The sequence below is a fragment of the Serratia sp. L9 genome (assembly GCF_050632285.1).
Classification (GTDB): Bacteria; Pseudomonadota; Gammaproteobacteria; order Enterobacterales; family Enterobacteriaceae; genus Chania.
The window spans coordinates 3588701-3614656 of record NZ_CP192591.1 but is presented as its reverse complement, the minus strand read 5'-3'; the positions used below and the strand labels follow the sequence as shown (position 1 = coordinate 3614656).

General features: G+C 52.1%; 14 protein-coding genes and 7 pseudogenes. 6 read left to right on the top strand and 15 right to left on the bottom strand.

Going from position 1 to position 25956, the window contains the following annotated elements:
* Positions 1–218: 218 nt before the first annotated feature.
* Together ACQ86O_RS17115 and ACQ86O_RS17110 are read right to left on the bottom strand one after the other, a co-directional pair.
* Positions 219–1301 carry a glycerol dehydrogenase gene (locus ACQ86O_RS17115; RefSeq protein ID WP_431222103.1) on the bottom strand — a complete coding sequence of 361 codons (1083 nt, stop codon included), beginning with the start codon at positions 1299–1301 and terminating at the stop codon, positions 219–221.
* A gap of 130 nt (positions 1302–1431) precedes the next feature.
* Positions 1432–1614 (bottom strand): hypothetical protein, encoded by a 183-nt coding sequence (locus ACQ86O_RS17110; protein WP_431222102.1) that lies wholly within the window; start codon positions 1612–1614, stop codon positions 1432–1434.
* 126 nt (positions 1615–1740) lie between these two features.
* On the opposite strand from ACQ86O_RS17110, the gene dhaK reads away from it, so the two are divergent.
* The 5 genes from dhaK (at position 1741) to nhaC (ending at position 8963) form a co-directional block, all read left to right on the top strand.
* Positions 1741–2805, top strand: coding sequence for a dihydroxyacetone kinase subunit DhaK (dhaK, locus tag ACQ86O_RS17105; RefSeq protein WP_431222101.1), 1065 nt, complete (start codon positions 1741–1743; stop codon positions 2803–2805).
* A gap of 10 nt (positions 2806–2815) precedes the next feature.
* Positions 2816–3451, top strand: a complete 636-nt coding sequence (gene dhaL, locus ACQ86O_RS17100) for a dihydroxyacetone kinase subunit DhaL (protein WP_431225758.1) — start codon at positions 2816–2818, stop codon at positions 3449–3451.
* A 4-nt stretch (positions 3452–3455) separates the two neighbouring features.
* Complete coding sequence (gene ptsP, locus ACQ86O_RS17095) at positions 3456–5840, top strand: phosphoenolpyruvate--protein phosphotransferase (RefSeq protein ID WP_431222100.1); 2385 nt, start codon at positions 3456–3458, stop codon at positions 5838–5840.
* 246 nt (positions 5841–6086) lie between these two features.
* The gene (locus ACQ86O_RS17090) at positions 6087–7457 is read left to right on the top strand and encodes an FAD-dependent oxidoreductase (protein WP_431222099.1); all 1371 of its coding nucleotides are present in this window, start codon (positions 6087–6089) and stop codon (positions 7455–7457) included.
* A gap of 45 nt (positions 7458–7502) precedes the next feature.
* Entirely contained in the window at positions 7503–8963 is a 1461-nt protein-coding gene (gene nhaC, locus ACQ86O_RS17085) for a Na+/H+ antiporter NhaC (protein WP_431222098.1), read from the top strand.
* A 166-nt stretch (positions 8964–9129) separates the two neighbouring features.
* Here the strand turns inward: nhaC and ACQ86O_RS17080 are convergent.
* The 13 genes and pseudogenes from ACQ86O_RS17080 to ACQ86O_RS17020 form a co-directional block, all read right to left on the bottom strand.
* Positions 9130–10490 (bottom strand): annotated as a pseudogene (locus ACQ86O_RS17080) (FAD-dependent oxidoreductase).
* A gap of 63 nt (positions 10491–10553) precedes the next feature.
* Positions 10554–10883, bottom strand: coding sequence for a BCCT family transporter (locus tag ACQ86O_RS17075; RefSeq protein ID WP_431222097.1), 330 nt, complete (start codon positions 10881–10883; stop codon positions 10554–10556).
* Positions 10835–12125: pseudogene (locus ACQ86O_RS17070) on the bottom strand (BCCT family transporter). The gene ACQ86O_RS17075 and the pseudogene ACQ86O_RS17070 overlap by 49 nt, the downstream one beginning before the upstream one ends.
* A gap of 376 nt (positions 12126–12501) precedes the next feature.
* Positions 12502–14028, bottom strand: a complete 1527-nt coding sequence (gene dhaR / locus ACQ86O_RS17065) for a dihydroxyacetone kinase operon transcriptional regulator DhaR (protein ID WP_431222096.1) — start codon at positions 14026–14028, stop codon at positions 12502–12504.
* Positions 13929–14291 carry a hypothetical protein gene (locus ACQ86O_RS17060; protein ID WP_431222095.1) on the bottom strand — a complete coding sequence of 121 codons (363 nt, stop codon included), beginning with the start codon at positions 14289–14291 and terminating at the stop codon, positions 13929–13931. The genes dhaR and ACQ86O_RS17060 overlap by 100 nt, the downstream gene beginning before the upstream one ends.
* Positions 14292–14965: 674 nt before the next feature.
* A pseudogene (locus ACQ86O_RS17055) lies at positions 14966–15855 on the bottom strand (2-hydroxy-3-oxopropionate reductase).
* Positions 15856–15931: 76 nt separating this feature from the next.
* Positions 15932–16702, bottom strand: coding sequence for a hydroxypyruvate isomerase (gene hyi, locus ACQ86O_RS17050; RefSeq protein ID WP_431222094.1), 771 nt, complete (start codon positions 16700–16702; stop codon positions 15932–15934).
* Positions 16703–16729: 27 nt separating this feature from the next.
* A pseudogene (gene gcl, locus ACQ86O_RS17045) lies at positions 16730–18467 on the bottom strand (glyoxylate carboligase).
* A gap of 342 nt (positions 18468–18809) precedes the next feature.
* Positions 18810–19043: a hypothetical protein gene (locus ACQ86O_RS17040; protein WP_431222093.1), complete on the bottom strand. Its 234-nt coding sequence runs from the start codon at positions 19041–19043 to the stop codon at positions 18810–18812.
* Positions 19040–19771, bottom strand: coding sequence for a DeoR family transcriptional regulator (locus ACQ86O_RS17035; protein WP_431222092.1), 732 nt, complete (start codon positions 19769–19771; stop codon positions 19040–19042). The genes ACQ86O_RS17040 and ACQ86O_RS17035 overlap by 4 nt, the downstream gene beginning before the upstream one ends.
* A gap of 349 nt (positions 19772–20120) precedes the next feature.
* Positions 20121–20642: a 4Fe-4S dicluster domain-containing protein gene (locus ACQ86O_RS17030; RefSeq protein ID WP_431222091.1), complete on the bottom strand. Its 522-nt coding sequence runs from the start codon at positions 20640–20642 to the stop codon at positions 20121–20123.
* A gap of 15 nt (positions 20643–20657) precedes the next feature.
* A pseudogene (locus ACQ86O_RS17025) lies at positions 20658–22031 on the bottom strand (FAD-dependent oxidoreductase); the annotation flags it as partial.
* A gap of 139 nt (positions 22032–22170) precedes the next feature.
* Positions 22171–22666, bottom strand: a pseudogene (locus tag ACQ86O_RS17020) (4Fe-4S dicluster domain-containing protein); the annotation flags it as partial.
* Positions 22667–22989: 323 nt separating this feature from the next.
* Here ACQ86O_RS17020 and ACQ86O_RS17015 point away from each other — a divergent pair.
* Positions 22990–25952, top strand: a pseudogene (locus ACQ86O_RS17015) (HD domain-containing phosphohydrolase).
* Positions 25953–25956 lie beyond the last annotated feature (4 nt).

The window sequence follows — 25956 nt, the reverse complement described above, 5'->3', positions numbered from 1 at the left end:
ATGATGCTGAGCTAAAAAACAGGTTTCTCTGTTACGAATAAACGGCATTAATTTGCAGCTAATCACAAATCCCTCTCCGCAGATAAAAATATGTTCCATTTTGAACCTCTGAGCTGATCATTCATTTCAGGTTGAAACAGGCTCAATAGTGACGGCTACGTTTGCTTGCATAATATTGAGCCCGTCAGCGCCACGGCGATAGCGCTGACGGTTTTATATCAGGAGCCCAGGTGATGGGCGGTAATAATGGCGGCCAGCACATCCTTGGCCTGCACCGGGAACGGCATATTGTGAATGGTTTCCCCTTCTGCACAGGCCGCTTCTGCCACGGCCTGCAGTTTGGTCATGTTCAATTCTTTCACGCCCATCATATGCAGGTTGGTTGGCAGGCCAACGGAGCGGCAGAAATCGAGCACGGTAATGATCTCACTCATCGCCGCATTTTCCAGCACCAGCTGCACTAAAGTACCAAACGCCACTTTCTCGCCGTGATACAGATGGTGGCACTCTTCAAGCCTGGTCAGCCCGTTGTGAATGGCATGCGCCCCCGCCAGCCCACTGCTCTCAAAACCAATGCCACTGAGATAGGTATTGGCCTCAATGATGTTTTCTACCGCTTTTGAACAGCAGCCGTTTTCTGCCGCCACTTTGGCTTTCAGGCCATCTTCCAGCAGTGTTTCATAGCACAGCTTCGCCAATGCCTGGGCGGCGCGGGTGGGGGCGCCACCGGCCATGGTTTTTTTACCCGAGTTCATATTGGCACGCGCTTCAAAATAGGTAGAGAGTGCGTCACCCATACCAGAAACCAGCAAACGCACTGGCGCACCGGCAATAATCTTGGTGTCCATCATTACCATATCGGGGTTTTTCGGGAAGATAAGGTATTCGCTGAACTCACCTTCCGGGGTGTAGATCACCGAAAGTGCACTGGTCGGCGCATCCGTAGAGGCAATAGTCGGCACCACCACTACCGGGATTTTGCGGTAATAGCCGACCGCTTTGGCCGTATCCAGCGTTTTCCCACCGCCAATACCGATAATCACGTCAGTTTTCTGCTTAACGCAACTATCAATAATACGCTCTATCTCCGGGCGTGAACACTCGCCGTGGAAAGTATCCATCACCAACGGCAAATCATGCTGTTTAAAACTTTGCTTTACCTTATCGCCGACCAGACGAGTGACAAAGTCATCGGCAATGACCAGCGGTTGGCCTCCCATCGTTTTAACGTAATGAGCAATATTACTGATTAAATCCTCGCCCTGAACATATTTGCTTGGGCTAATAATGATTTTATCCATGGATACCGTCCATATAGATACCCGTCGCCTTTCAAGCTACAGCGTCGTTACCTGCACTCGCGGCAACTTGAAACTCACAGGGTAGCGGTTTATGACACATTTAAGGTTTGCGCCTGGCCCTCAGCTTGTATCAATACGGGGTTGTCTGGCGTGGAAACAGCATAAGCCTGAGGCGATTATTCAACAGCATTGCGCCAAAACCGGCTTCATGAAGCATGATAAGAGCGACATAACCTTCATCTTCAGGACAGTGTTTTAGCCAGATTATGGGAGAGATCACATCCTGCTGCGTACAATCCGCAAAAAGTTCCATTATGAAACCTTTACGCTGCGGTACCGTTTCATTTCGAAGCACTCCCCCGTTGATTGCACCCATTGGCTGCCAAAAATACTATCGCTGTTATCAACTAACTCCCTGCGATTTATTCAAGGCAGCAAAATGAAAAAGATGATTAATGAAATTGAGGATCTGGTTAAAGAGCAAATGGAAGGGTTGGTTATGGCCCACCCTGAGTTGAAGATCAGCTATCAGCCTCGTTACATGTGGCACGAGCAGACTACCGGGCAGGTCGCGTTGATCTCTGGCGGTGGCAGCGGCCACGAACCGCTGCATGCGGGCTTTATCGGCCGTGGGATGTTAACCGGTGCCTGCCCCGGCGAAGTGTTTACTTCACCTACGCCCGATCAGATGTACGAATGCGGCCACAAGCTGAACAGTAACGAAGGCGTGCTGTTCTTTATCAAAAACTACACCGGTGACGTACTCAACTTTGAAACCGCCGTGGAACTGCTGCATGCCGATGGTATCGCGGTGGGGGCCGTGCTGATTGATGATGACGTTGCCGTAAAAGACAGCCTGTATACCGCTGGGCGACGTGGCGTGGCGGGCACGGTGCTGGTTGAAAAGATTGTCGGTGCCGCGGCAGACAAAGGTTACAACCTGACAGAATGCGAAACCCTGGCCCGGCGGATCAACAATGCCACCCGTTCCTTTGGTGCCGCCCTCTCTGCCTGCATCGTCCCTGCGGCAGGCAAGCCGTCTTTTATGCTGGAAGAGAATGAGGTGGAATTCGGCGTCGGCATTCATGGCGAACCGGGTATTGAACTGAGCAAGTTCACCACTGCCGATGCGCTGGTAGACAACATGTTCGCTCAGATAGTCGATAACACACCTTATACCCGCTACCACCACCATTGGGATCGGGCCACCGGCCAATGGAATGACGTCGAAGTCACCAATACGCCTTATGAAGCCCAGCAGGACTACATTGTATTGGTGAACGGTCTTGGTGCGACACCGGAGTCCGAGCTGTACGGCGTCTACCGCCGGGTGGCGCAAAACTGTGAGAAGGCGGGTTTTAGAATTGCCCGTCGTCTGGTCGGTAACTATTGCACGGCACTGAATATGGAAGGGGTCTCGATTACGTTGTTAAAAGCCGATCGGGAAATGTTGATGTTATGGGACGCGCCAGTCAATACGCCGGCATTACGTTGGGGTTGTTGAGGAGAAAATGATGCTGATTGAAAAGACCGACATCCTGGCATGGCTGGCGCAATGTGCCGCTACCTATGCAGAACAGATGGACTTTCTGACCGAGCTGGATCGCGATATCGGTGATGCCGACCACGGTTTAAACATGAATCGGGGTTTCAAACACGTAGCAGAAATACTGCCAACCATTGAACGCCATGACATAGGCACGATCTTCAAAAACACCGGGATGACGCTACTGTCCAGCGTGGGCGGAGCCAGCGGCCCGCTGTATGGCACCTTCTTTATCCGTGCCGCCTCCGCCGTGGGCGCCCGCACCGCATTGAGCCTGAAAGATTTGCTCGAAGCCATGAGCGTGGGCGTTGAAGGCGTGGTGGTCCGTGGCAAAGCCAACCTGGGGGACAAGACCATGTGTGACGTGTGGATCCCGGTATTGGAAAAAGCCAAACAGGCGCTGGCAAACGGCATGGAACCCGAGCAGGTTCTGGCGTTGATCGATACCACCGCCGATGAGTGTGTTGTCAACACCATTATGATGCAGGCGAAAAAAGGCCGGGCCAGCTACCTGGGTGAGCGCAGTATCGGCCATCAGGATCCAGGCGCCACCTCGACCATGTTTATGCTTAAAGCGCTGCAACAAGCAATTAAGAGGAAGTAATACGATGGTCGGAATCGTTATCGTATCTCATAGCCGGCGATTGGCTGAAGGTGTGGCCGAGCTGGCCACACAAATGACGCAGGGCAAAGCAGCGCTGGCCGTTGCTGCTGGTGTCAATGATCCGGAGAACCCTATCGGTACCGATGCTATCGCCATCATGACGGCAATTGAGGAGGTCTATCACGATGATGGCGTCGTGGTGTTGATGGACCTGGGCAGCGCCCTGCTCAGCACCGAAATGGCACTCGAACTGCTGGATGACGAAATGCGCAGCCGGGTATTTATGTCGGCAGCGCCGTTGGTGGAAGGCACGATGGCCGCCGTGGTGGCCGCCGCCGCAGGGCTAAACGCACAGCAGGTTTTGCAGGAAGCCGAATCGGCCCTTGAGGCCAAGCAGGATCACCTTGGCGTAACCGCTCCTGTGCTGCCAATGGCAAGTAGCACACCCACTTTAGAGGCACTGCGTAGCGAATGGCGAATCGCCAATCCTCATGGGTTGCACGCCCGCCCCGCCGCCGCCATTGTCGGTACCCTGGCCGGTCTGGATGCCGAGGTTTGGCTGGAACGCGCCGGGCAGCGCGTTAACGCCCGCAGCCTGAACAGCATCGCCAAATTGGCCGTCAAGTTAGGCGACAGGATTGACTTTATCACCTCAGGCCCGCAAGCCAATGAAGCAGTAGCCGCCTTTAATACGTTGGCGCAAAACCACTTCGGCGAAGCTCATCTGCTCAATGAAACGCTACACGAACCTGAAACAGAAACTCTGCCAGAACAAAAGGTGACTGGCGCCATCAGCGGCATTGCCGTCAATGGCGGGATCGCCCGTGGCCCTGCGGTGATTTTCACCGCGGTTATGCCTGCCATTCCTGAGCGCCCATATCAGGGGGTCGCTAGCGAATCTCAAAACTTGGACCAGGCGATAGCCCAGGTGCAACAGCACCTGCAACAGCAGGCTAAAGGACCACAGGGGGATATTTTCAATGCCCATAGCCTGATGCTGGCCGATCCGGAGTTGCTGGTTCGCCTGCGGGCCGCGATCGGCCAAGGGCAAATAGCCCCGGCGGCATGGATAAACACCCTGCAGCAATTGGCGCAGGAATATGCCCAAGCCGACAGCCAGTATATGCGTGAACGGGAAGCCGACGTTTGGGACATTACCCGCCAGGTGATGTGTCAATTGACCGGTAACGCCCCGCAACGCTTACAGTTAGCCGAGCCAAGCATTCTGTTGGCAAGGGATCTGATGCCTTCGGATGTGGCCAATCTGGATAAAGATCGGGTGGTGGCGCTTTGCCTGAGCGAAGGGGCGAAAACCTCCCACAGCGCCATACTGGCCCGCGCTATGGGGATCCCGGCGATAGTGAAAGCCCAGGGATGTCTGGAGCAGGTACACAATGGCCAGGAAGTGATCCTGGATGGTTTCAGCGGCCTGCTTTGGCTCGCACCCGATGAACCTACCGCACAAGCGCTTGAGACTCAGCGCGTCGGTTGGCTGGAACAGCGCCACAACCAGCGCCTGGCCGCCAATCAGCCAGCGGTCACGCAGGACGGCCAGGCCATACAGATCCTGGCCAATATCGGGGGACCGGAAGACGTGGCGGCAGCGCTGGCCGCCGGGGCCGAAGGGGTCGGCCTGTTCCGTACCGAGTTCCTGTTCCAGGCGCACGATACGCTGCCAGACGAGGAGTTGCAGTATCAGATTTACCGCGATATCGCCGCGTCGTTTGGCGATAAACCGCTGACCATTCGTAGCCTGGATGTCGGCGGTGACAAGCCGTTAGCCGCCTTCCCTATGGCGCAAGAGGAGAACCCGTTCCTTGGCCTGCGCGGTGTGCGACTCTGTCTGGCCCATCCTGAGTTATTGATGACCCAGTTGCGTGCCGTATTACGGGCACATGCTGAACAAACCAATATTCAGTTGATGATCCCGATGATTGCCACCGTGGAAGAGTTCAGGGCAGTCAAAACACGGGTTGAACAGGCACGCCGGGCGCTGGCGCTACCGCCAGAACCCAAGCTGGCGTTGGGCATTATGGTGGAAGTCCCAGCTGCGGTATTAAACGCCGATGTGTTGGCACAAGAAGTCGATTTCTTCTCGATCGGCACTAACGATTTAACCCAATATGTGATGGCGGCAGATCGGGGCAATAGCGCCGTAGCGGCGCTGGTTAATTATCATGAACCTGCGGTTCTCAAGGCGATAGAACTGACCTGTCAGGCCGGGCGTTGCGCCGGGATCCCGGTCAGCATGTGCGGAGAAATGGCAGGCGATGCGGCAGCAACGGCGTTATTGCTGCATTTGGGCCTGACCAAGTTAAGTGCCAGCGCCTCCATGCTGCCTGCGTTGAAAGCCCAGGTTCGGGTAAGTCGTTTTAATCAGGAGGGATAATTTGGTCAGAATATTTTAATTAACCTTATTCTTTCCTGACCAAGAAAATAGAAACGCATTGTATTAACGGTAATACCAGGGAACGACTTAGAACAATAAAAATATCATCCAACATGATAGGGGCAGCGCTACGCCCAAAAGCACGACGGGGTTTAAAACTTTCAGTAAAGAATAACGCAATACACTTTTTATAAATTCATTCGGTTATTCAACAACGGTTTTTTATATTCTATGGAGTGCATGACTATGAAATTTTACACTGAACCCGCGAAACAGCTGCCGGTCCTTATTGAAACGCAAGTGCTGGTTGTCGGTGGCGGCCCATCGGGCATCGCTGCGGCACTAAGCGCTGCTCGCGAGGGCAGCAAAACCGTATTGATGGAAAGATTCGGCTGCTTTGGCGGCATGATGACCACCGCTGGCGTGGAATCCATTGCTTGGTGGCGTCATGAAAATACCGTGGAATCTGGCGGTCTGGCAAAAGAAATTGAAGAGACCGCCAAAGCCATGGGGGCAACCAGCCCTGAGCCCCAATCCATCAGCCAGGCGATCAACGCCGAGAAGTTTAAAAGCGTTGCCGATCAGATGCTGGAAAACGCTGGCGTTGAACGCCTGTTGCATATCACTGCGGTTGGCGTCATCAAGGAAGATAACCGGCTCACCGGCATCATTACCGAGAGTAAATCAGGCCGCCAGGTCATTCTGGCCAAGGTGATCATCGATTGTACCGGCGATGCAGATATCGCTGCGCTGGCGGGCGCGCCTTTCGTGCAGCCGGATAAAGACAATGTGATGAGCGTCACCACCGTCTTTAGCTGCTCCAATGTCAATAAAGCCCGCTTTATGGCCGACATTGAGCTCACCCAGCCTAAATACGGCGACTGGGGGGCTGACGAAGAAAACAAGAACTGGTCATATGAGGTGCATGAATCCTGCAAGGAGATGTTCAGCCCTTATCTGGGCAAGGTGTTTGCCAAAGGTAAAAAAGCCGGTCTGGTCCCTAAAGACGTTACCCTCGGTGGCAGTTGGAGTACGGTGACGGAATTTGGTGATGCCAACTACATGAACGTGGTGAGCATTCCCAAAGTAGACTGTACTGACGTTTTCGATTTGACCAGAGCCGAGATCGAAGGCCGCAAGCAAGCACTTTACGCTATCGAAACGCTGCGCCAGTTCCAGCCTGGCTTTGAGAATGCCACGCTCAAGAACTTCGGTATGACCGTCGGTACGCGTGAATCCCGCCATATCGTTGGCCGCACGCGCCTGACCGAGAATGACATCTGCAACCAGGGCCGCCACGTCGACAGCATCGGTATTTTCCCAGAGTTTATCGATGGCAACGGTCAGTTGAAATTACCGCTGCAGCCCCGCTACTTCCAGATCCCTTATGGCTGCATGGTGCCGCAGGGCGTAGAGAACTTATTGGTCTGTGGCCGCGCCATTGATGCCGACAACTTTGCCTACGCCACCATCAGAAATATGGGGTGCTGCATTGTCACCGGTGAAGGTGCGGGCGTTGCCGCGGCTATCGCCATTAAAAATAACCTCCCGGTTTCCGGTGTAGATATTCAAACAGTCCAGGCAAGTCTTGAAGGGAATGGAGTGAAGGTTTTCTAAATAGATATGGAATGACGATAACATTTTCATTATAGGACATAAAAAATGAAAGAAGAACGTCGATATAAACACCCAACATTTACCGAGTCTCTGCTACCTATATTATTTATGGTCTTTGTTTTATCCGTGGGCATTGGCGTACTTAGTTGGCCAGCCAGCGTCTGCCTGTTATTGTCCGCTGCGTTTACCGGCGCAATAGCCGTAATCAGACTGGGATATAATTGGGATAGCATCCAGCAATTTATTGTCGATAAGATTGCCGCGGTTATGCCGCCGGTGCTGATCGTCATCTTTGTTGGCTTTATGATCGCCACCTGGAGTTATGCAGGTACTCTGCCGATGATGGTGTATTACGGCATGCAACTGCTTGACCCCTCTTATCTGTTTGCCATTGCCTTTGTGCTTAATGCCATCCTGTCTTATGTTTCTGGCGCATCCTGGGGTTCCGTGGCCTCGATTGGCGTGGCGCTGATCGGTATCGGTACCGGCCTGGGCGCCAACCTGCCGATCCTGGCTGCGGCCATCGTTACCGGTGCCTATTTCGGTGATAAACTCTCGCCATTATCGGATACCACCAACCTGACCTCAGCAGTAACGCAAACCAAACTGTACGATCTGATCAAATATCTGTTGTGGACCACGCTGCCAGCAACTTTCATCAGTATCGTATTCTTCCTGTTCCTGGGCTTTAACCAACCAAGTCAAGGCGCCATCTCTGCCGATAGCCTGCAATTGCTGGTGCAACTGCACAGCCTGTTCAAGTTTGGCATCCTGCCGCTGTTGCCAATGCTGATCATCCTGGCCTTCACCTTTATGCGTCTGCCCACGGTGCCAGCACTTCTGAGCAGCGCATTGGTGGCGGTGCTGGTTGGTTGGCTGTATCAAGGTTTCCCGCTGATCGAAGGTGTCAGATCCACCATGGGTGGCTTCAAGATGCATATGATCGGTGCCGAGCCTGCTCAGGTGCTGGCATCGGTTAAGGAACTGCTGGAACAGGGCGGGCTGAATAATCAGGGTGGCTTTATCGCCTTTATTATCTGTGCCATGGGTTTTGCTGGCATCCTGACAGGTACTGGCATGATGGATGTCGCACTGCGCGGCATCACCAGCAAGATCACCAATGGCTTCAGCGCGATTATGTCGAGCGGTATTGTCGCCATCATCATCAACATCCTTACCGGTTCCGATGGTCTGAACAAGATCATTGTCTCCGAACTGATGTCGAAGACCTTCCTGCAACTGAGAATGCACCCATTGGTGCTGGCTCGTACTCTGGAAGACTTCGGCACCATGAGCGCGCCAATTATCCCTTGGTCAGCCGCCGGGCTTTACATGGCGACCACCCTCGGCGTACCGACCTTTAGCTATATGCCTTACTGTATCTTCTTCTATAGCTCAATGGTGTTTGCCGCCTTTTATGCCTTCACCGGCTTCAAAATCAAGAAAATTGATGATGAAGAGGCGAACGAACTGGCCAACGAACGCGGGATTGTCCTGGCGCAATAACGCGATGGAAATCCGCAGCGCTCTCTGAAAACAACGCATCCAGTGGTTTGCCCGCTGGATGCTTTTTAGTCTCTGCCCCCTCGATACGCCTTACCCATAAAGCCATAATGCAAAACCCCGCAGGCTTATTGGCCTGCGGGGTTTTTAATACACACAACAACCAGGATCAGTGAATACGTGCGCCCTGCCGGACCAACGTTTCCTGCAGCGCCTTGATATCAATCTCGCGCAGCTTGACGCCCTGTTTGATGGATTCTGCCGCCGCCGTGCCAGCCCCTGGCCAGTAACCGAGCAGCACATCATATTACGCATCGAGGTATGGGCTATCACCCCGGCGGATATACAGCGCCCGGCTACCAGCAGATTATCAACCACTTTAGGCAACAGACAACCGTAAGGGATCTGGAAATAATGTCCGGTGGTTGGCAGGATCAGATAGCCGCTGCCGTCGATAAACTCAGGGAAAATACCGATACTGTCTTCACAACGGCCTTGCTGCAGCACGTATTCGTCGGTGACATGCACCTCGCCATCAATCAGCCGTGATTCACGCGTCCCCAGGGTCATGCCAAAGTTACGCAGCTTGGCATTTTCAAAACCAGGAACGTAATGGCGCAAGGCATCGATTGCCCACAAGGCCTGCTGGCGCCCCGCAATCTCGGCCTTGGTCAGATCCCAAACGTCGGTACAGTCGTAGCCAAAGGCATACACCATATTAAGCTGCAGCGCTTCTCCGGCCTCGGTAAATGTAGACCAGGTTCCGGCAATGGCCGAGGCGTCACCGGGGATAATCCCCTCCTCCTGGGCACGGGTGAAGATCTCTTCCATGTACGGGCTGAACATAGCGTCTTCTTTGCCCGCGGTCTGGATAGTCCAGTTTTTACCCCAGTCGGCATAGGTAGGTTTCAGCTCTTCGCGCACAAACTTCTGGAACCTTGGTACATCCACTCCCGCGCAGTGGAACATCACGGTAACGCCCATCAGTTGATCTTTAGGCCGCTGGTGATAAGGCGCACCGGCCAGCGCCGCCACGTCGGCATCACCGGTACAGTCGACAATACGTTTGGCAAGAATGGCTCCACGCCCGGATTTTGACTCGACAATCACCCCGACCAGGGTATCGCCCTCTTTCACCACATCGACCACCCACGAATGGTAGAGCGGCGTAACGCCGGCTTCGGTGATCATTTTGTCCGCCACCACTTTGAAACCTTCCGAGTCAATCACCTGGCTGATGGATTGTGGCTCCGGGCGGGTAAAGCCCAACGCCTGAGCCCTGACCTCGTACTCGCGGCCAATACCTTCACAGTCCACCGTGCCTTGATGGCGATACCAGGCGAAGCTTTCAACGCCTACCTGAGTCAATACGCCCCCCAAGCAGCCATAGCGCTCAACGATCAGGGTCTTGGCTCCTGCACGTGCAGCGGCAATCGCCGCCGTCATACCTGAAGGACCGCCGCCAACCACCAGGACTTCGGTTTCAGCGATAATCGGGATCTCTTTTGTTGGTTCAATCAATGTCTTCATTATTCAATTCTCTTAGGAAGTAAAAAACTTGACCCTGCCAAGGCAAGGTCAAAATATTGAGGGTCAAACGAGAGAGGAAGACTGAGCTTGTATGGCCTCAGTATCAGGTTGGTGTTTCTGGTCAGCGGCAATGGGCGGACTATAGTCCAGATAAATCTTGCCGTTATCGCTCGGCGCAGGAAAACCATAGGGGAAATCCTGGTTAATCTGTTTAATAAAGCTGTGTGCGACGATATAGATAACGAAGCACAGCGGGAACGCGGTCAGGATCGAGACCGTTTGCAGCGGTTTAAGGCTTTGTGGATTAATAAAATAGAGCGAGAGCGAAACGACGCCAGCCAGAATTAACCAGAATGCGATATTCCAGTGAGCCGGGGATTCATCCGGCGCCAATCTTTTTGCGTGGTGGCGGCCAGGGAATACCCTACCGCGCAGTGCCCGGTAATATAAGAGATCAGGGTAATCAGGCCGAAGGAGAAAATAAACACCGTACTCAACGGCAGTTGTTCCAGCATGGTATATACCACCGCCCCACGCCCTTTCTCCGCCATAATGGCGATCAGATCAACCCCGCCTTTCATCTGCATTTCAATGCCGAAACTCGACAGCACCATATAAAATACCATGCAGCCCATTGAACCGGCGACCAGGCCGCCTAATACCAACTCGCGCACGGTTCGGCCTTGGGATATTTTGGCAATAAACAGCCCGAATGGCAGGGAATACACCACCCACCATGAGAAATAGAAAATAGTCCAGCTCTGTGGGAAACCCCTTCTCTGATGGCGTCGGTTTGCAGGCTCATATAGATAAAGTTCTGTAACATCAATCCCAGCCCGTCAACGGACTGGTTAAGAATAAAAGCCAACGGGCCGCAGATCGCAATACCTGCCAGCATGATCACATCGGCTTTGACGTTCCAGTCACTTAATACCGCTACCCCACGTTTTAAACCGAAAATCAGGGCCACCAGCGGAATAAAAGTCCAGAGGAAAATAACAAAGGTATCGATATAGGCGTTATTACTTTCCCAGCCCATCACATAAACGATCGCATTGGAAATCAGCGGCGTGCCCAGGGCCAGCGACGTCATCACTCCCCCAGCAGACCAAACATAAACAGGAAATTGACCAGATGCCCGGCGACCCCATCCGCACGTTTGCCAAGCACAGGGCGGGTAAACTCGCTGATTTTAAGCGCAGACTGTTTGCGAACGTGCAGGAAGTAGCCGATAGGAACGGCGCTGGCGATATACCAGGCCCAGGCAGAAGGCCCCCAGTGGAACATGCCATAGGCCGAAGCCCAACGCGCGGCATCGATTGAGCCCGGGGCCAGACCAAAAGGAGGTGACTGGATAATGTAGATCCACTCGACGGCCCCCAGATACAGCACGCTGCCACCGGTACCTGAGGTAAAAATCATACCCAGCCAGATTGGCGTCGAGAACGCTGGCTTCTCGCCTTTTTCCCCCAGCACCAGATTACCGTACCGGGAACCGGCCAGATAAATGCAGAACACCACTACCGCAAAGGTACACAACAAGAAAAACCAGCCCAGTTGCCCGGTGGTAAAGGCATGTATTTTCTCCAATGCCTGCCCGCTGGTTTCTGGTGTATAAATAAAGACGGCGATCATCAACAAAGTTAACATTGTCGCAGGCCAGAATACCGCCTTATCAATTTCGCTTCTGCGTTCGGGGGTGAAAAATTCATTTTTCATAAGCCCTCTCTTAATAAAGTCATTTTGCCGTGGCAACAATACATTTCTTTTTCCATATTAATGGCGTTGCGGCGGGCCAGGCAGCAACCTGCCCTTCCAGATACTGGAAAGTTGATGGCTTACACAACTTGGAGTCGGGTTCTAGTTTAGCGAAAATGACTTTGTGAGATACCAGGCACTTTAATGCTTTTATCGACGATAACGTTCCCTATTGGAACGCCAGAAGAAAAGTTCGATTCATTTTGGAACGACATTCCTGATAGCAAGAATGCCGTTCCCGCCAGCCGCCGTTTTAGGAGACTACCGCCTGTAAACCATATTTATTGATTTTACGCCATAAGGTGGTCCGCCCTATTTTTAACGCCTTGGCCATCTCATTCATCTTGCCGCCATACAATTCCCAGGCATGCTCAATGGTTTGTCTTTCCACCTCGTCCAGAGATAATAATGGCGGTAGTGAACCCCCACTGCTGTGATGCAGGTTATTTTTTATTTCGTCGGGTAACTCTTCAAAATAAATAACGTGACCTTTGCGATGCAGCAGTATTTTCTCTATTTTATTTTTCAGCTCAGAGTTATTGCCTTTCCAACTGTAATTCATCAGCGCCTCCATCGCCTTATCATCAAGCGAGATAAAGGTGTTATTCGCCTTGCCGTGCTCGTTGATTAATGTCTCTATAATATGCCGCACGTCCTCTTTACGGCTTCTTAACGGCGGGATATCTATTTCGTGGATGGAAATTTCATAATAGAGCTGCCGGCTAAAACGATTCTGCGATACGTACAGACCAAGATCGGATTGTGCGCTGGCAATAAACTGGAAGTTTACCGGGATCAGGCGCTGACTATCGCTGCGCATGACCAGGCCCGTTTTAAGCATTTTGAGCAAGGCACTCTGCAACGTAGGGGGCAGATATTCGATATTCTCCAGGTAAAGCGTGCCACCGTGTGCAAGCTCAAATTTGGAGGATTGCCCCTTGTCTTCATCGTAACCCAGGACTTCTTTATCCATATGATCCGGGTGCAGCATACCGCAGTTCAGGGTAATAAACGGGCCGGTTTTAAACTCACTTTCGTTATGGATTGCCATCGCCAGACCCAGTTTGCCGACGCCCTCCTCACCATACAGCAGGATCGGCACTCTGGATTTCACCGCCCGCTTGGCGACAGTGATGACATGGCGCATTTTTTTCGACGCCGCAGGCAGGTTTTCAAAGGTAATGTTGGCGCTGCGGCCAATTTGCCGTTGGGCCAATTCGCGGATTTTATCCAGCGGATGGGAAAGTAACAGGAAACTGTTGTCACTCAATGGGCGCAGAGTCACCAAGGCTTCAATAAACTCGCCAAGCACCTCCACGGTGATTTGCTTACGTACCAGCTTCACCCGTTGCTCGATCCCGGCCATGATCACCGGTGAGAAGCGAATGACGTGATGTACGTTTTTGCCGATGATGTCATTTACCGGCAAATTGAACGCTTTGGCCGCCTGGGGGTTAATCATGGTGATGATCATGTTTTCATCCCAGGCCAGCAGGCCGTCATCCATGCATTCCAATACCGCGTTGCGTTGGCACAGCACATTGTTGGTGCTGAGTTGTTCACTGGTGATATGCAGCCGTAACTCAACCTCTCTTGCGCAAGCATTGGCAATCATCAGGCTTTCTTTACTGTGCAATTCCGAACGTTTCAGCAGCAGGATCGCGCCACACTTTTTACCGTTCAGATCGAAGAAGGGGCGGCGGCACAGGCGTAGGGGTGTAAGTGCTTGTTGTAATGTTCTGCGGTGAGGATTTCTACCGGCGCGTTCTGGTCCAGGCACAGACTGACCGCATTGGTGCCAATGATGCCTTCATTCCAGAAACAGCCCTTTTTAAGACCTAACAGATTGAGTTCATTGATCAGATTCGGATGCCCTACCAACGATAACATGCAGCCGTTGTCGTCAGTGACCGCCAGGATCATCTCCTCGGGTTCACCCAAGGCATAGGTATCCTCAATCACGATGCCGGCCACCAGAATGGTGGTGCGGTGACGATGCAATAGTGAATTCAGGGTATAGCCAGAAACTATGTGTGGTTTCATCCACTTATAAGGGCTGGATTGTTTACAACAACGCTCCCAGGATTTAAGTACTGGGGAAGACAAAAATTCTGGTGCAACCCAATGATGCTTTTGAAAAAAATCCCACCGTTTTTTAAGTTCTATTTGAGCTTCCATTATTACCCTCGGTCCTGGCTTATGAGTTAGAAATGCTTATATTAAAGTCCTTTTAATTTTTATATTTTTGTGGGGTTATTTTTAATACTACATGACTTCATTGTGCAAATATTGATATTTCGCATAAAAAAGCTTTCTTCATATAGTTGGTTTATGGTTCTCGGGTGGCCGAAGTCTCGCTGCAATTATCTTATAATTCTTTTTTATGATTAGCATCAGTGAGTTTCAATGAAAATGTTCGCATTACCCGTCGCACTATTAACCGCTATTAGTTGAAGAACAGAACCGGGTGTAATGCAAATTCGAGATCTGACTCACATTTTAGTGAGGGGAAATTATTCCATTACGTCCTGAAACAGCCTGAAAAAAACCGCTGATAAGTGGCTCGTTCCCTCATCAATAATATATTCAATATCCTGTCATCAATTTAAGAATTCACCCTAAAATCACTCTGAACAGTTAGCCGGATTATTTCTATTATTGCCATTGCTGGAAACATTCCAGGAAAGTTACCTCTCCTGGAACCGGATTATGCAAGCTTAATCACGAATGCAGAAATTACTCATATGCTCAAGGGCGCGGATCATCGCCGAGTGATCCCACTGGCTGCCCCCTAAAGCCGCACAGGTGCTGAAAAGCTGCTGCGCCATCGCGGTGTTAGGCAGGTTCAGCTGCAATTCGCGCGCCCCTTCCAACGCCAGATTCAAATCTTTCTGGTGCAGTGCGATACGGAAACCCGGATCAAAAGTGCCTTTAACCATACGTTCGCCGTGTACTTCCAGGATTTTCGATGAGGCAAATCCGCCCATCAGGGCCTGGCGAACCCGGGCAGGATCGGCACCGGCTTTGGCCGCAAACAGTAAAGCCTCAGAAACAGCTTCAATATTCAGCGCCACAATGATCTGGTTCGCCACTTTGCAGGTTTGGCCATCGCCATGCCCCCCACCAGAGTGATATTTTTGCCAAGGATCTGGAACAACGGGTTGATGCACTCAAAAACATCGGGATCACCGCCCACCATAATAGAAAGCGTACCGGCTTTGGCCCCCACTTCTCCCCCTGAAACGGGTGCATCCATATATCGAGCCCCGCGGGTTTCCACCCGTGCGGCAAATTTCTTGGTCGCCATGGGTGAGATAGAGCTCATATCCACCACGGTTTTACCCGCACTCAGCCCCAGTTCCAAACCGTACACCTCATTGAACAGGACATCGCTCACCTGCGGCGTGTCTGGCACCATGACAAAGATAACGTCACAAGCCTCGGCAACCGCCGCGGGTGTCGGGCAGGCAATGCCCTTTTCACCCAATAACTCAGGCGGTGCTGGCTCAAAATGTTCGGCAAAATGCAATGTATAACCGGCATCCTGCAGGTTTTTTGCCATAGGCTTGCCCATAATGCCCGTACCGATAAAACCAATGTTTTTCATGATAATTCCTTGTTGTAACCCATGTCTTGGAGATGCAACCAACGGCGCCGTACCGCCAAGTAATAAAGGTATATCTCTAATTATTTAACCAGCCTAGCCCAGCCTCGGTTCCATTGGCTGGTACATATTCACAACCAATCCATCCGTCATAACCCAGGGCATCGATATGTTTGAACAGGAACGGATAGTTGATCTCACCCGTGCCTGGCTCATGGCGACCAGGGTTATCCGCTAACTGTATATGGCCAATAATCGGTAAATAGCGCTCGATGGTTTTGGCTAAATCACCTTCCATGATCTGCATATGGTAAATATCATACTGATAGCGCAGGTTGGTTCTGCCCGCCTGCGCGATCAGATCCGCGGCCTGTTTACTGTTGTTAACCAAGAAACCTGGGATATCGCGGGTATTGATCGCTTCAATGACCAGCTCAATGCCATGTTCTGCCAAGCGGTTGGCAGCAAAAGTCAGATTATTGACCAGCGTGGTATTCGCCAGTTCTGTACTGAGCCCGTCGGGTTTCTTGCCTGCCAGGCAGTTCACCCTGCGGCAACCCAGAGCCTTGGCATAAACGATGGCGTTCTCCACGCCGCTACGAAATTCGTCGATACGTTCGGGCAGGCAGGCAATACCACGTTCCCCTTGCGCCCAATCGCCCGCGGGTAAATTAAACAGCACCTGGGTCAATTGATGCGTAGCCAACTCCTGGGCAATGTCCTGTACCGGAAAGTCGTAAGGGAACAGATATTCGACGCCATCGAAGCCCGCTTTTCTGGCGGCGGCAAAACGTGCCATAAACGGGTATTCGGTAAACATCATCGTCAAGTTTGCAGCAAATTTAGGCATGATCTTTTTCCTTTGGATAAACCGCGTTTAGAGATTGATGATGTCTTCAAACTCGGTAACCTTATCGATATCCGGCCCCATGGCGATGTTGGTCACCCTTTCGGTGATTACTTCCACCACCACCGGCACCCGATAGCGATCGCGCAACTGTTTAGCCTCTTCCAATGCAGGCCCAATCATCTCGGGATCAAAAACGCGCAGCGCTTTACAACCCAAGCCCTCAACCACCTTAAGATGATCAACTCCGTAACCGTTCACCTCTGGCGCATTGATGTTTTCAAACGCCAACTGCACGCAGTAGTCGATATCAAATGCCCGCTGTGCCTGGCGGATCAGCCCCAAATAAGCGTTGTTAATCAGCACATGGATATAAGGCAGGTTAAACTGCGCCCCCACGGCCAATTCCTCGACCAAAAACTGGAAGTCATAGTCACCGGAGATGGCAACAACCTGAGCTTGCGGATCGGCTTTAACTACCCCCAGCGCCGCCGGTAGCGTCCAGCCCAATGGGCCAGCCTGGCAAGCGTTGATCCAATGACGAGGTTTGTAGACATGCAGGAACTGGTTGGCGGCAATCTGTGCCAGGCCGATAGTGGAGATATAACGGGTATCTTTGCCAAATGCCTTGTTCATCTCGTGATAGATACGCTGCGGTTTGATTGGCGTGCAATCAAAGTCGTCGCGGCGCAGCATCGAACGCTTGCGAACCAGGCAACTCTCGGCCCAGGCACGGCGATCTTTTAGCGTGCCTGCCGCCTTCATTTCTTTGGCGACCGCGACAAAATGCGCCAGCGCCACCCTGGCGTCGGAAACAATCCCCAAATCCGGGCTGAATACGCGGCCAATCTGTGTGGGTTCGATATCGACATGGATAAATTTCCGACCTTTGGTGTAAGTCTCCAGCGCCCCGGTATTGCGGTTTGCCCAGCGATTACCGATGCCAAAGACAAAATCGGACTCGAGGAAGTTGGCATTACCGTAGCGGTGGTTCGCCTGGCAACCCATCCGGCCAGCCATTAATGGGTGATCGTCAGGGATTGCCCCCCAACCCCGTAAGGTCTGAATTACCGGTACGCCAGTGATCTCTGCCAGTTGCTGCAACAAATCAGCGGCCTCCGCATTGATAATGCCACCACCGGCGATCAGCACCGGTTTTTCGGCTTCATTCATCATTGCCAAAGCGCGGACAGCCTGCGCACGGTTAGCCTCTGGACGGTGTGGCACCATTGGTTGGTAGAGTTCGATGTCAAATTCGATCTCGGCCATCTGCACGTCGAACGGCAGATCGATCAGCACTGGCCCTGGGCGGCCAGAACGCATTTCGAAAAAGGCCTTCTGGAAGGTGCCTGGCAATTGACCCGCTTCCAGAATAGTGACCGCCATTTTGGTGACGGGCTTGGCAATGGCCTCAATATCCACAGATTGAAAGTCTTCTTTGTGCAGTTTGGCTACCGGGGCCTGGCCGGTAAGGCACAAAATTGGAATGGAGTCAGCCGAGGCGGCATACAGCCCGGTGATCATATCGGTGCCTGCGGGCCCGGAGGTGCCAATACACACGCCAATATTGTCCGGCGCGGCGCGCGTATAGCCTTCAGCCATATGCGAAGCCCCTTCAACGTGGCGCGCCAGAATATGGTCAATGCCCCCAGTTTTTTCAGTGCGGCATACAGCGGGTTGATTGCTGCCCCTGGCACGCCAAACGCGACGCTAATACCTTCTTTTTCAGGATCTCTACTGCTGCTTCTATTGCTCTCATTCTTGCCATTTTCTGTCTCCAGGTCGTATTACCCGCCATAGCCCTGAACCTGGCCAGGATCACGCGTGGCATTACTTTAATTAAGATTTCATTTAGCAGTGATTATTCGATAATTTTGGCTTTCGGCAACTCACGTGGCTGGCGTTCAAAATGAAACGCTGTTGAGGTTTTTGATGTTTCAAACTGGAACGCGATCGATTGAATTCCGAGGAAAGTTTGATCTTCAAAGGTTATTAACCCGCAACCCGCCCGGCGATGATTTAATTGTTTTACCAGTCACAAAATACGCCCATTAGCCAAGCAGATATTGGCATACCGAAAAGTTATCTGGTTTTTATTATTCAGCCCGAACTATTCGTGTAAATGGCGGTTTTCCAATTCGAAACTTCTTTTCTTGAAATAGAGTTCGAGAGCATAAAAAGCACAGAGAGTAAATAAACTGCCATAGGAAAGCAGATAGGCCCATCCCCATGCCTGTAACAGAGAAAGCATAAATAGCCCCATAAAAATGCCACTTAACCCGGTCAATATCCAATAATTCGCCCGCAGATGAATATACTCGTCCATCGCCTTATCCGTTTTCATAAGCCCTCTCCAATTCCCCTTGAGCCAGCCTGCTGAGTTAACCAGAATACCCGTTTATGGTGATCGGCCGCACCTATCTTCACCAGCGAATGAAAGACCCCTGCCGGTTGCCGACATAGCACATACTGGCGTTGGCTCCGCTGCAGGAAATGCCGCTTTACCGAGGCCTGCTGAAAACAATCGTCAAATAAAATGCCATCACTATCAATGTGATCGACCTCCAGAATGCAGTAATCCACGCTTCTGGGAAGCCTTTTAGCCATCGACATCTGGATGCTGGCATCATCACCTCCCGGTGATAATTCCCTGCCAAGAAAGAAGATACTGATAAAGGGATTCTTTTGCGCTACGGCAATCAACTCCATATGCTGCGTGACAAGATAGCAGACCTCTTCAGGTAGCAACCCGACCAGTATCTCACCCATTGACGGGCTATCAACATACAGGCAGCTCCCTGCGCTAACGTCTGCCACAATCGCTTTGGCAATCGCTATTACCTGCTCGGCAATACCGGCATTCCTTCTGTCATCCTCTTTACTCAGTTCCCCCGCGCCACCGTGACAACGCCGCAGACGATGCTGGCTTTCCAATATGTTCAGGTCCCGGCGGATGGTATGTACCGAAACATCCAGTTCGCTGGCCAAATCACCGGTGCTGATATAGCCGTAATCTTTCAACCGGGCCAAAATGGCATTATGTCTACAGGCGACCTGAATTGAAGTCTGCATGGTGTTATTATCCGCTACAACCTCGGTTATTAGAGAAAATAATGTTCCGTCATTGCGTAATAACAATGAGCCAGTAAATAGAATAAATTACGCCGTAATAATTAAAGGGGTTAAGCGCTTTCTCTGATTAATAGCGTCTCTTGGTGAATAATCTAACCCTGCTGAGTTAAGCGATGTTGCATTTTCGCCAGTATGGGGAAGGAATAATTTATAGTCAAACGGCTGGCTACAAGGGGGATATTTGTTTCATTTAGAAACGCCGTTAAATAACTGCCTGATTAATCAATGGCAATGAAAATCCCACGCCCGAAGATCGGTACGTGGGAAGGGTATGGCGTTTAAAGCATGTTTACCGCAGGTTCGGTGTGGTGCCACAGGCCGTTCGCTGCTGTTTTTCCCGCTGCATTGCCTGCAGATCCGCAGGCCGGATCAGCGTTAACGCCGCGGTCGGGCATACTTCTACACAGGCCGGGCCTGCGCTGCGCCCATGGCACAGGTCGCATTTACTGGCCTGGGCCCGTTGCTGGCGGGTGCCATCGCTAGCGAAGCTGACCACCACTTCCATCGCGCCATAAGGGCATGCGACCATGCAGGATTTACAGCCGATGCAACGTGACTGGACCACCTGCACGCTGCCATCCCGGTTATGGATGGCGTCATTCGGGCAGGCATTCAGACAAGGCGCATTTTCGCACTGACGGCACAGCATTGGCGCACTGACGTTAAAGGTTTTCATCACCTTTAGGCGGGGCGAAAAATTCTCTGCCGAAATTGAGGGTGAAGCCTCATCGCTATGCGCCATCACACAGGCAATCTCACAGGTACGGCAGCCAATGCACAGTTTCATATCGGCAATAACAAATTGATTCATAACCGCTCTCCTGCGCTATAACACATTGAGGTAATAACCAATGCTCTCTGCGGCTTTACGCCCCTCAGCGATAGCAGTAACAATCAGGTCGGCACCGCGTACGATATCACCCCCGGCGAAAATTTTGCGGTTGCTGGTCTGATAGGGGTAACCGGCAACGGTAGGTGCGACCACTCGCCCTTGCCTGTCCAGAACCACGTTATGCTCCGCCAACCAGTTCATCCGGTGCGGGCTGAACCCAAAGGCCAGGATCACCGCATCGGTCGGCACGATGTGTTCAGAACCCGCTACCGCCACCGCCTGCCGCCGACCTTGGCTGTCTGCGGCCCCCATCTCGGTACGACGCATCTGAATGCCACTGACGTTGCCTTGTTCATCCACCACAATGCTTAATGGCTGCAGATTGAACATAAACTCGGCGCCTTCTTCACGCGCATTTTTCACTTCTTTCTTCGAGCCCGGCATGCTCTTTTCATCGCGTCGATAGGCGCAGATCACTTGCTCCGCACCATGACGCAATGAGGTGCGCACACAGTCCATCGCCGTATCTCCGCCCCCCAGCACCACCACCCGTTTGCCCGCCATATTAATGTAAGGACTTTTCGGGTTATCTTCATAACCCATCAAATGCTGGGTATTGGCAATCAGGAATGGCAGGGCGTCATACACCCCTGGCGCATCCTCATTTTCCAGACCGGAGCGCATCGATTTATAAGTTCCGACACCGAGGAATAACGCGTCGAAATCATTCAGCAAGGTTTCCATGGAGATATCTTTGCCGATTTCGGTGTTCAGCCGGAATTCCACGCCCATATCGCTGAAGATCTCGCGCCTTCTGGCCATCACGTCTTTTCTTAGCTTGAAGGCCGGAATACCGAAGGTCAGCAGGCCGCCAATTTCCGGATAACGATCAAACACCACCGGCTTGATACCCTGACGAACCAGGATATCTGCACAGCCCAATCCCGCCGGGCCCGCGCCGATAATGGCCACGCGCTTGCCGCTGTCTTTCACCGCCGACATATCTGGCCGCCACCCCATCTCAAAGGCGGTTTCAGTAATGTATCGCTCAATATTGCCGATTGTGACCGCCCCGCCATGTTCGTTCAGCGTGCAGGATTGTTCACATAACCGATCCTGTGGGCATACCCGGCCACACACCTCCGGCAGGCTGCTGGTCTGGTGCGAAAGCTCAGCGGCTTCCCAAATCCGCCCCTGGCTGGCCAGCTTGATCCATTGCGGGATCTGATTATGCAGCGGACAAGTCCAGGAGCAGATACTCTGCTTGCCGCAGCTCAGACAGCGCTCGGCCTGCTGTTGGATCTGCTGCTCATTAAACGGCTGGTAGATTTCTGTAAAAGTGGTTTTACGCAATTCGAGGGGATTTTGCTGGCCTCCAGCCGGGGTGCGCGAGGCTGTTGCAGCACATTGAGGATTGGCTTGGGCCGGGCAGGCGCTTTATTCCCCCCGCTCTGGCTGGCTGCGCTGCCAAACAGCTGGCTGTGGTGATCGCGCGCCGCCGCCCGCAAACGCTTTTCCTTCTGCTGTTCGGCCAATATCTGGCTATCCACCAGGCTGAGTGCATTGGTCGGGCAAGCACGAATGCAGGCCGGATCGTGGTTCAGGTCACTGCAGAGGTCACATTTCTGCGCCTCAACCTTCTGATAGCTCTCGGCCAGCCGGTGGTTGGCGGGTTGCACCGTTTCGGTCACCACCGTCATCATGCCGAACGGGCAAGCAACAGCGCAGGCTTTGCAGCCAATGCATTTCTCCTGGCTGACCTGAATGCTGGCATCACTTTGCAAGATCGCCCCGGTGGGGCAAACATTGGCGCACGGCGCATCTTCACAATGATGGCAGAACACCGCGGTATTGGCACTGGCGCCCTGAATGACTTTCACCCGCGGTGTAAAATACTCTCGCTGGCTGGGATATGCCCCTTGATGGTGCGCGGTTACGCAAGCCACTTCACAGCTCCGGCAGCCAATGCAGGCTTCAGATTCTGCAACGATAAATTGGTTCATAGGTTTCCTTTCCAAACAATCTGATTAATAAACAACATCATATGCTGGCGTTATGACACTTATCATGGCTGGCGTAGGCAGGTATCAGTAAGGTTATAACCATGTAAATATAGTGGTTTTATTTGATAAATTTCCATGACATACCGCATGGAAATGGCGTACTGCAGCAATATTGTGGTTTTTGATCAACAACTCTGGGCGTTTGCACAGCAAAGGCTCTCTCAGCGGCTGGCGCGGATGATGGATTGCCAGGCCGTGGGCCCAGGCACAGATAAACGTAGACTATAATTAAACCACGAGAATCTGCTGCCAAGGCGGCCACCATGCCCGGTCAGATTAAAAAATTCAGAAACCGCTATCCTTTGCATATTCAGATTGCTGCGCTTTTCACTTTGCTGATTGTTTCTATCGGTAGCGTGATCATTATTTTCAGCCACAGCCAGCTCACCAAACTGACCGAATCCAGCACCAACCTTCAGTTTAAGAAAACCGGTGAAGCCATTGCCGCAGAATTAAACTCCGTGACCCGTAGCATGATGATGTCGGTGAATATGCTGGCGAACATGCAAATCATGCAGGCTACGACCCTGGAACAAAGAATGGGTTTTATCGCCCCCTTAATTGAAATACTGAAGCAGAATGACTACGCAAACGCGATCTATAGTGCCTACCCCAATGGCGATTTTTTCATTCTGCGCCGCCTCTCCGCGACTAACCGTTCTTTGTTCCAAGCCCCGCAAGCCGCCGAATGGCTGGTGCAAAGCAACCGGTTTTTAGACACCGTGCCAGAGACAAAGGCAATCTTTCTTGACGGTAAGCAGCAGATTATGGCGCTAAAAATGATGCCATATAACAACTTCGATCCCCGTAACCGCCGTTGGTATCAGTTGGCCGCCAAAAACCAGGGCCTGGTGACTTCGCCTCTCTATACCTTTAAAGCTACTGGTGAGACCGGTTTCACCTACAGCATGCAGGCAAAAAATACGCAGGCCATTATCGGCCTGGATGTGTCGCTGGCCTCGCTTTCACAATTTCTTAAACAGAATCTGCCACCGGGCAGCCAGGCGGCGATTATCAACTTTGCCAATGAAACCATTGCCAGCCTGCCGCCGTTGGAACAAAGTGCCACCAATGACAACAGCGGGCTTAATCGAATCGTGCAAATACCGGTTTTGCAGCAGCTGCTGGATGCCCGCGCCGGCAATGCAGACAGCGAAAGCCATAACCCCATGTTTATCCGTCATGGCCAGAGCTGGTACGGCGCCGTTATCAACCTCATTAATCAAGATAATCATTACCAGTTGTTGATTGCCACACCTGCAGCCTATCTGACCGCCGATGCCAACTCCATTCGCAACCGCTCGACCCTGATCGCCTTTGCGCTGCTACTGATCAGCCTGCCGTTGGTCTGGTATTTCTCTTTACGCATTTCGCGGCCGCTGGTGCGCTTGCGTAAGGATGCCGAAGCCATCAGCAATCTGCACTTTGATGAGCAGGAAGAGGAACACTCGATAATCGAGGAGGTGGATGATTTACACAAAGCCATGTCAAAAATGAAGCTGACGCTTAAGCAGTTTATCTCGATGGGGAGTTTGTTATCCGCCAAAGATAACTTCCCTCAACAGATGCAGGGCTTGCTCAACGAGACGACCGAAATCGCCGCCATGAAGGGGGGATTATTTTCCTGTCCGACAAAGAACCGGGGAGTTTTTCACCTATCGCCTTCAATTGGGCTGGGGAGGATACCAGCAACTCGCCGATGGCCTCGATACGGTTTGATAGCGAGCGTCCGACAGAGTTCTGGCAGATCCTGACCGGCAAAACCACCGTCGGGATATTTAATCAGCAAACCTTGCCAACCCCATTACACCCTTTCTTTAATAGCCATTTACCGTTGCACTATGTCGCAGTGCCGATGCAAACCCATGATCAACATCTGATGGGATTTTTACTGCTGTTCAGCCCTAATGAATTAAGCACCGAACGTGGGCATGCCAAAATACAACTGATCAATGCGCTGGTGGGGAGTTTATCGGTAGCGATCGAAACCCAGTATCTGCTGCAAGAGCAAAAAGATCTGATGGGGGCCTTTATCAAACTGATCGCCGGGGCAATTGATGCCAAAAGCGCCTACACCGGTGGCCACTGCCAGCGCGTACCCGTGATTACCAAGATGCTGGCCAAAGCGGCGGTCGATGCCCAGGAAGGCCCGTTTGCCGATTTTACGCTTTCAGCCAATGAGTGGGAGGAGTTGCACACCGCCTGTTGGCTGCACGACTGCGGCAAAATCACCACGCCGGAAGCCATTGTGGATAAAGCCACCAAGCTGGAGCTGATCTATGACCGTATCCACGAAGTACGTATGCGTTTTGAAGTACTGAAACGCGAAAAAGAAATTAGCTACCTGCGTAAACACGCCACGTCTCCCGCCACCGCGCAGGAACAACAGCAGCTAAGCGAGGAATTGCGCCAGCTAGACGAAGATTTCTATTTTATCGCCCAATGCAATATCGGCAGTGAGTTTCTGTCTGACAGTGCCCTCACCCGTATTCAGCAGATCGCAAAATATCAATGGACGCGTACCCTGGATGATACCGCCGGTATTGCCTGGGAAGCGTTGGATCGCAAAAAACGTCGCCCTGCTGCCGCTCTCCCGGTTCAGGAGCCGATATTGGCGGATAAAGAAGAACATATTATCTATCGGGATGATAAAAGCAGGTTGCCGGAAAGCTATCATTTCAAACTCAAGGAACCCACCTTGCTGTATAACCATGGGGAGATTTACAACCTGGGTATCAGGAAAGGCACCCTGACCGAAGAAGAGCGCTATAAGATTAATGAACACATCATGCAGACCATCATCATGCTGGAAAAACTCCCCTTCCCACGCACGATGGCAAATGTCGCGGTGATTGCCGGTGGCCATCATGAGCGTATGGATGGCAAGGGCTACCCTTACCAACTGACTTACCGACAAATGAGCCTTCCCGTGCGCATGATGGCGATTGCCGACGTCTTTGAAGCACTGACGGCGGCCGATCGGCCTTATAAACCGGGCAAACTGTTATCAGAATCGCTCAATATCATGACCAGCATGGTGAATGAAAATCATCTGGATCGTGAACTGTTCGTTCTTTTTCTGGAATCCGGGATCTGGCACGATTACGCACAGGCTTACCTGCCAGCCGAGAAGATAGACACCATCGATATTGCGGCACTCTTACGCAAACTCGGCCCGCAGAATCTCCCTCTGGACGAAACATCAGTTTGCCACCCGGCAAACTGATGCC

What these genes read in the sequence shown, in the direction of transcription:
- hyi (WP_431222094.1), bottom strand. Translation starts at nt 16,702, where the DNA reads ATGCCTAAATTTGCTGCAAACTTGACGATGATGTTTACCGAATACCCG.
- ACQ86O_RS17030 (WP_431222091.1), bottom strand. Translation starts at nt 20,642, where the DNA reads ATGAATCAATTTGTTATTGCCGATATGAAACTGTGCATTGGCTGCCGT.
- ACQ86O_RS17115 (WP_431222103.1), bottom strand. Translation starts at nt 1,301, where the DNA reads ATGGATAAAATCATTATTAGCCCAAGCAAATATGTTCAGGGCGAGGAT.
- ACQ86O_RS17035 (WP_431222092.1), bottom strand. Translation starts at nt 19,771, where the DNA reads ATGCAGACTTCAATTCAGGTCGCCTGTAGACATAATGCCATTTTGGCC.
- dhaL (WP_431225758.1), top strand. Translation starts at nt 2,816, where the DNA reads ATGCTGATTGAAAAGACCGACATCCTGGCATGGCTGGCGCAATGTGCC.
- ACQ86O_RS17060 (WP_431222095.1), bottom strand. Translation starts at nt 14,291, where the DNA reads ATGAAACCACACATAGTTTCTGGCTATACCCTGAATTCACTATTGCAT.
- ACQ86O_RS17090 (WP_431222099.1), top strand. Translation starts at nt 6,087, where the DNA reads ATGAAATTTTACACTGAACCCGCGAAACAGCTGCCGGTCCTTATTGAA.
- ACQ86O_RS17110 (WP_431222102.1), bottom strand. Translation starts at nt 1,614, where the DNA reads ATGGAACTTTTTGCGGATTGTACGCAGCAGGATGTGATCTCTCCCATA.
- ptsP (WP_431222100.1), top strand. Translation starts at nt 3,456, where the DNA reads ATGGTCGGAATCGTTATCGTATCTCATAGCCGGCGATTGGCTGAAGGT.
- ACQ86O_RS17040 (WP_431222093.1), bottom strand. Translation starts at nt 19,043, where the DNA reads ATGAAAACGGATAAGGCGATGGACGAGTATATTCATCTGCGGGCGAAT.
- nhaC (WP_431222098.1), top strand. Translation starts at nt 7,503, where the DNA reads ATGAAAGAAGAACGTCGATATAAACACCCAACATTTACCGAGTCTCTG.
- dhaK (WP_431222101.1), top strand. Translation starts at nt 1,741, where the DNA reads ATGAAAAAGATGATTAATGAAATTGAGGATCTGGTTAAAGAGCAAATG.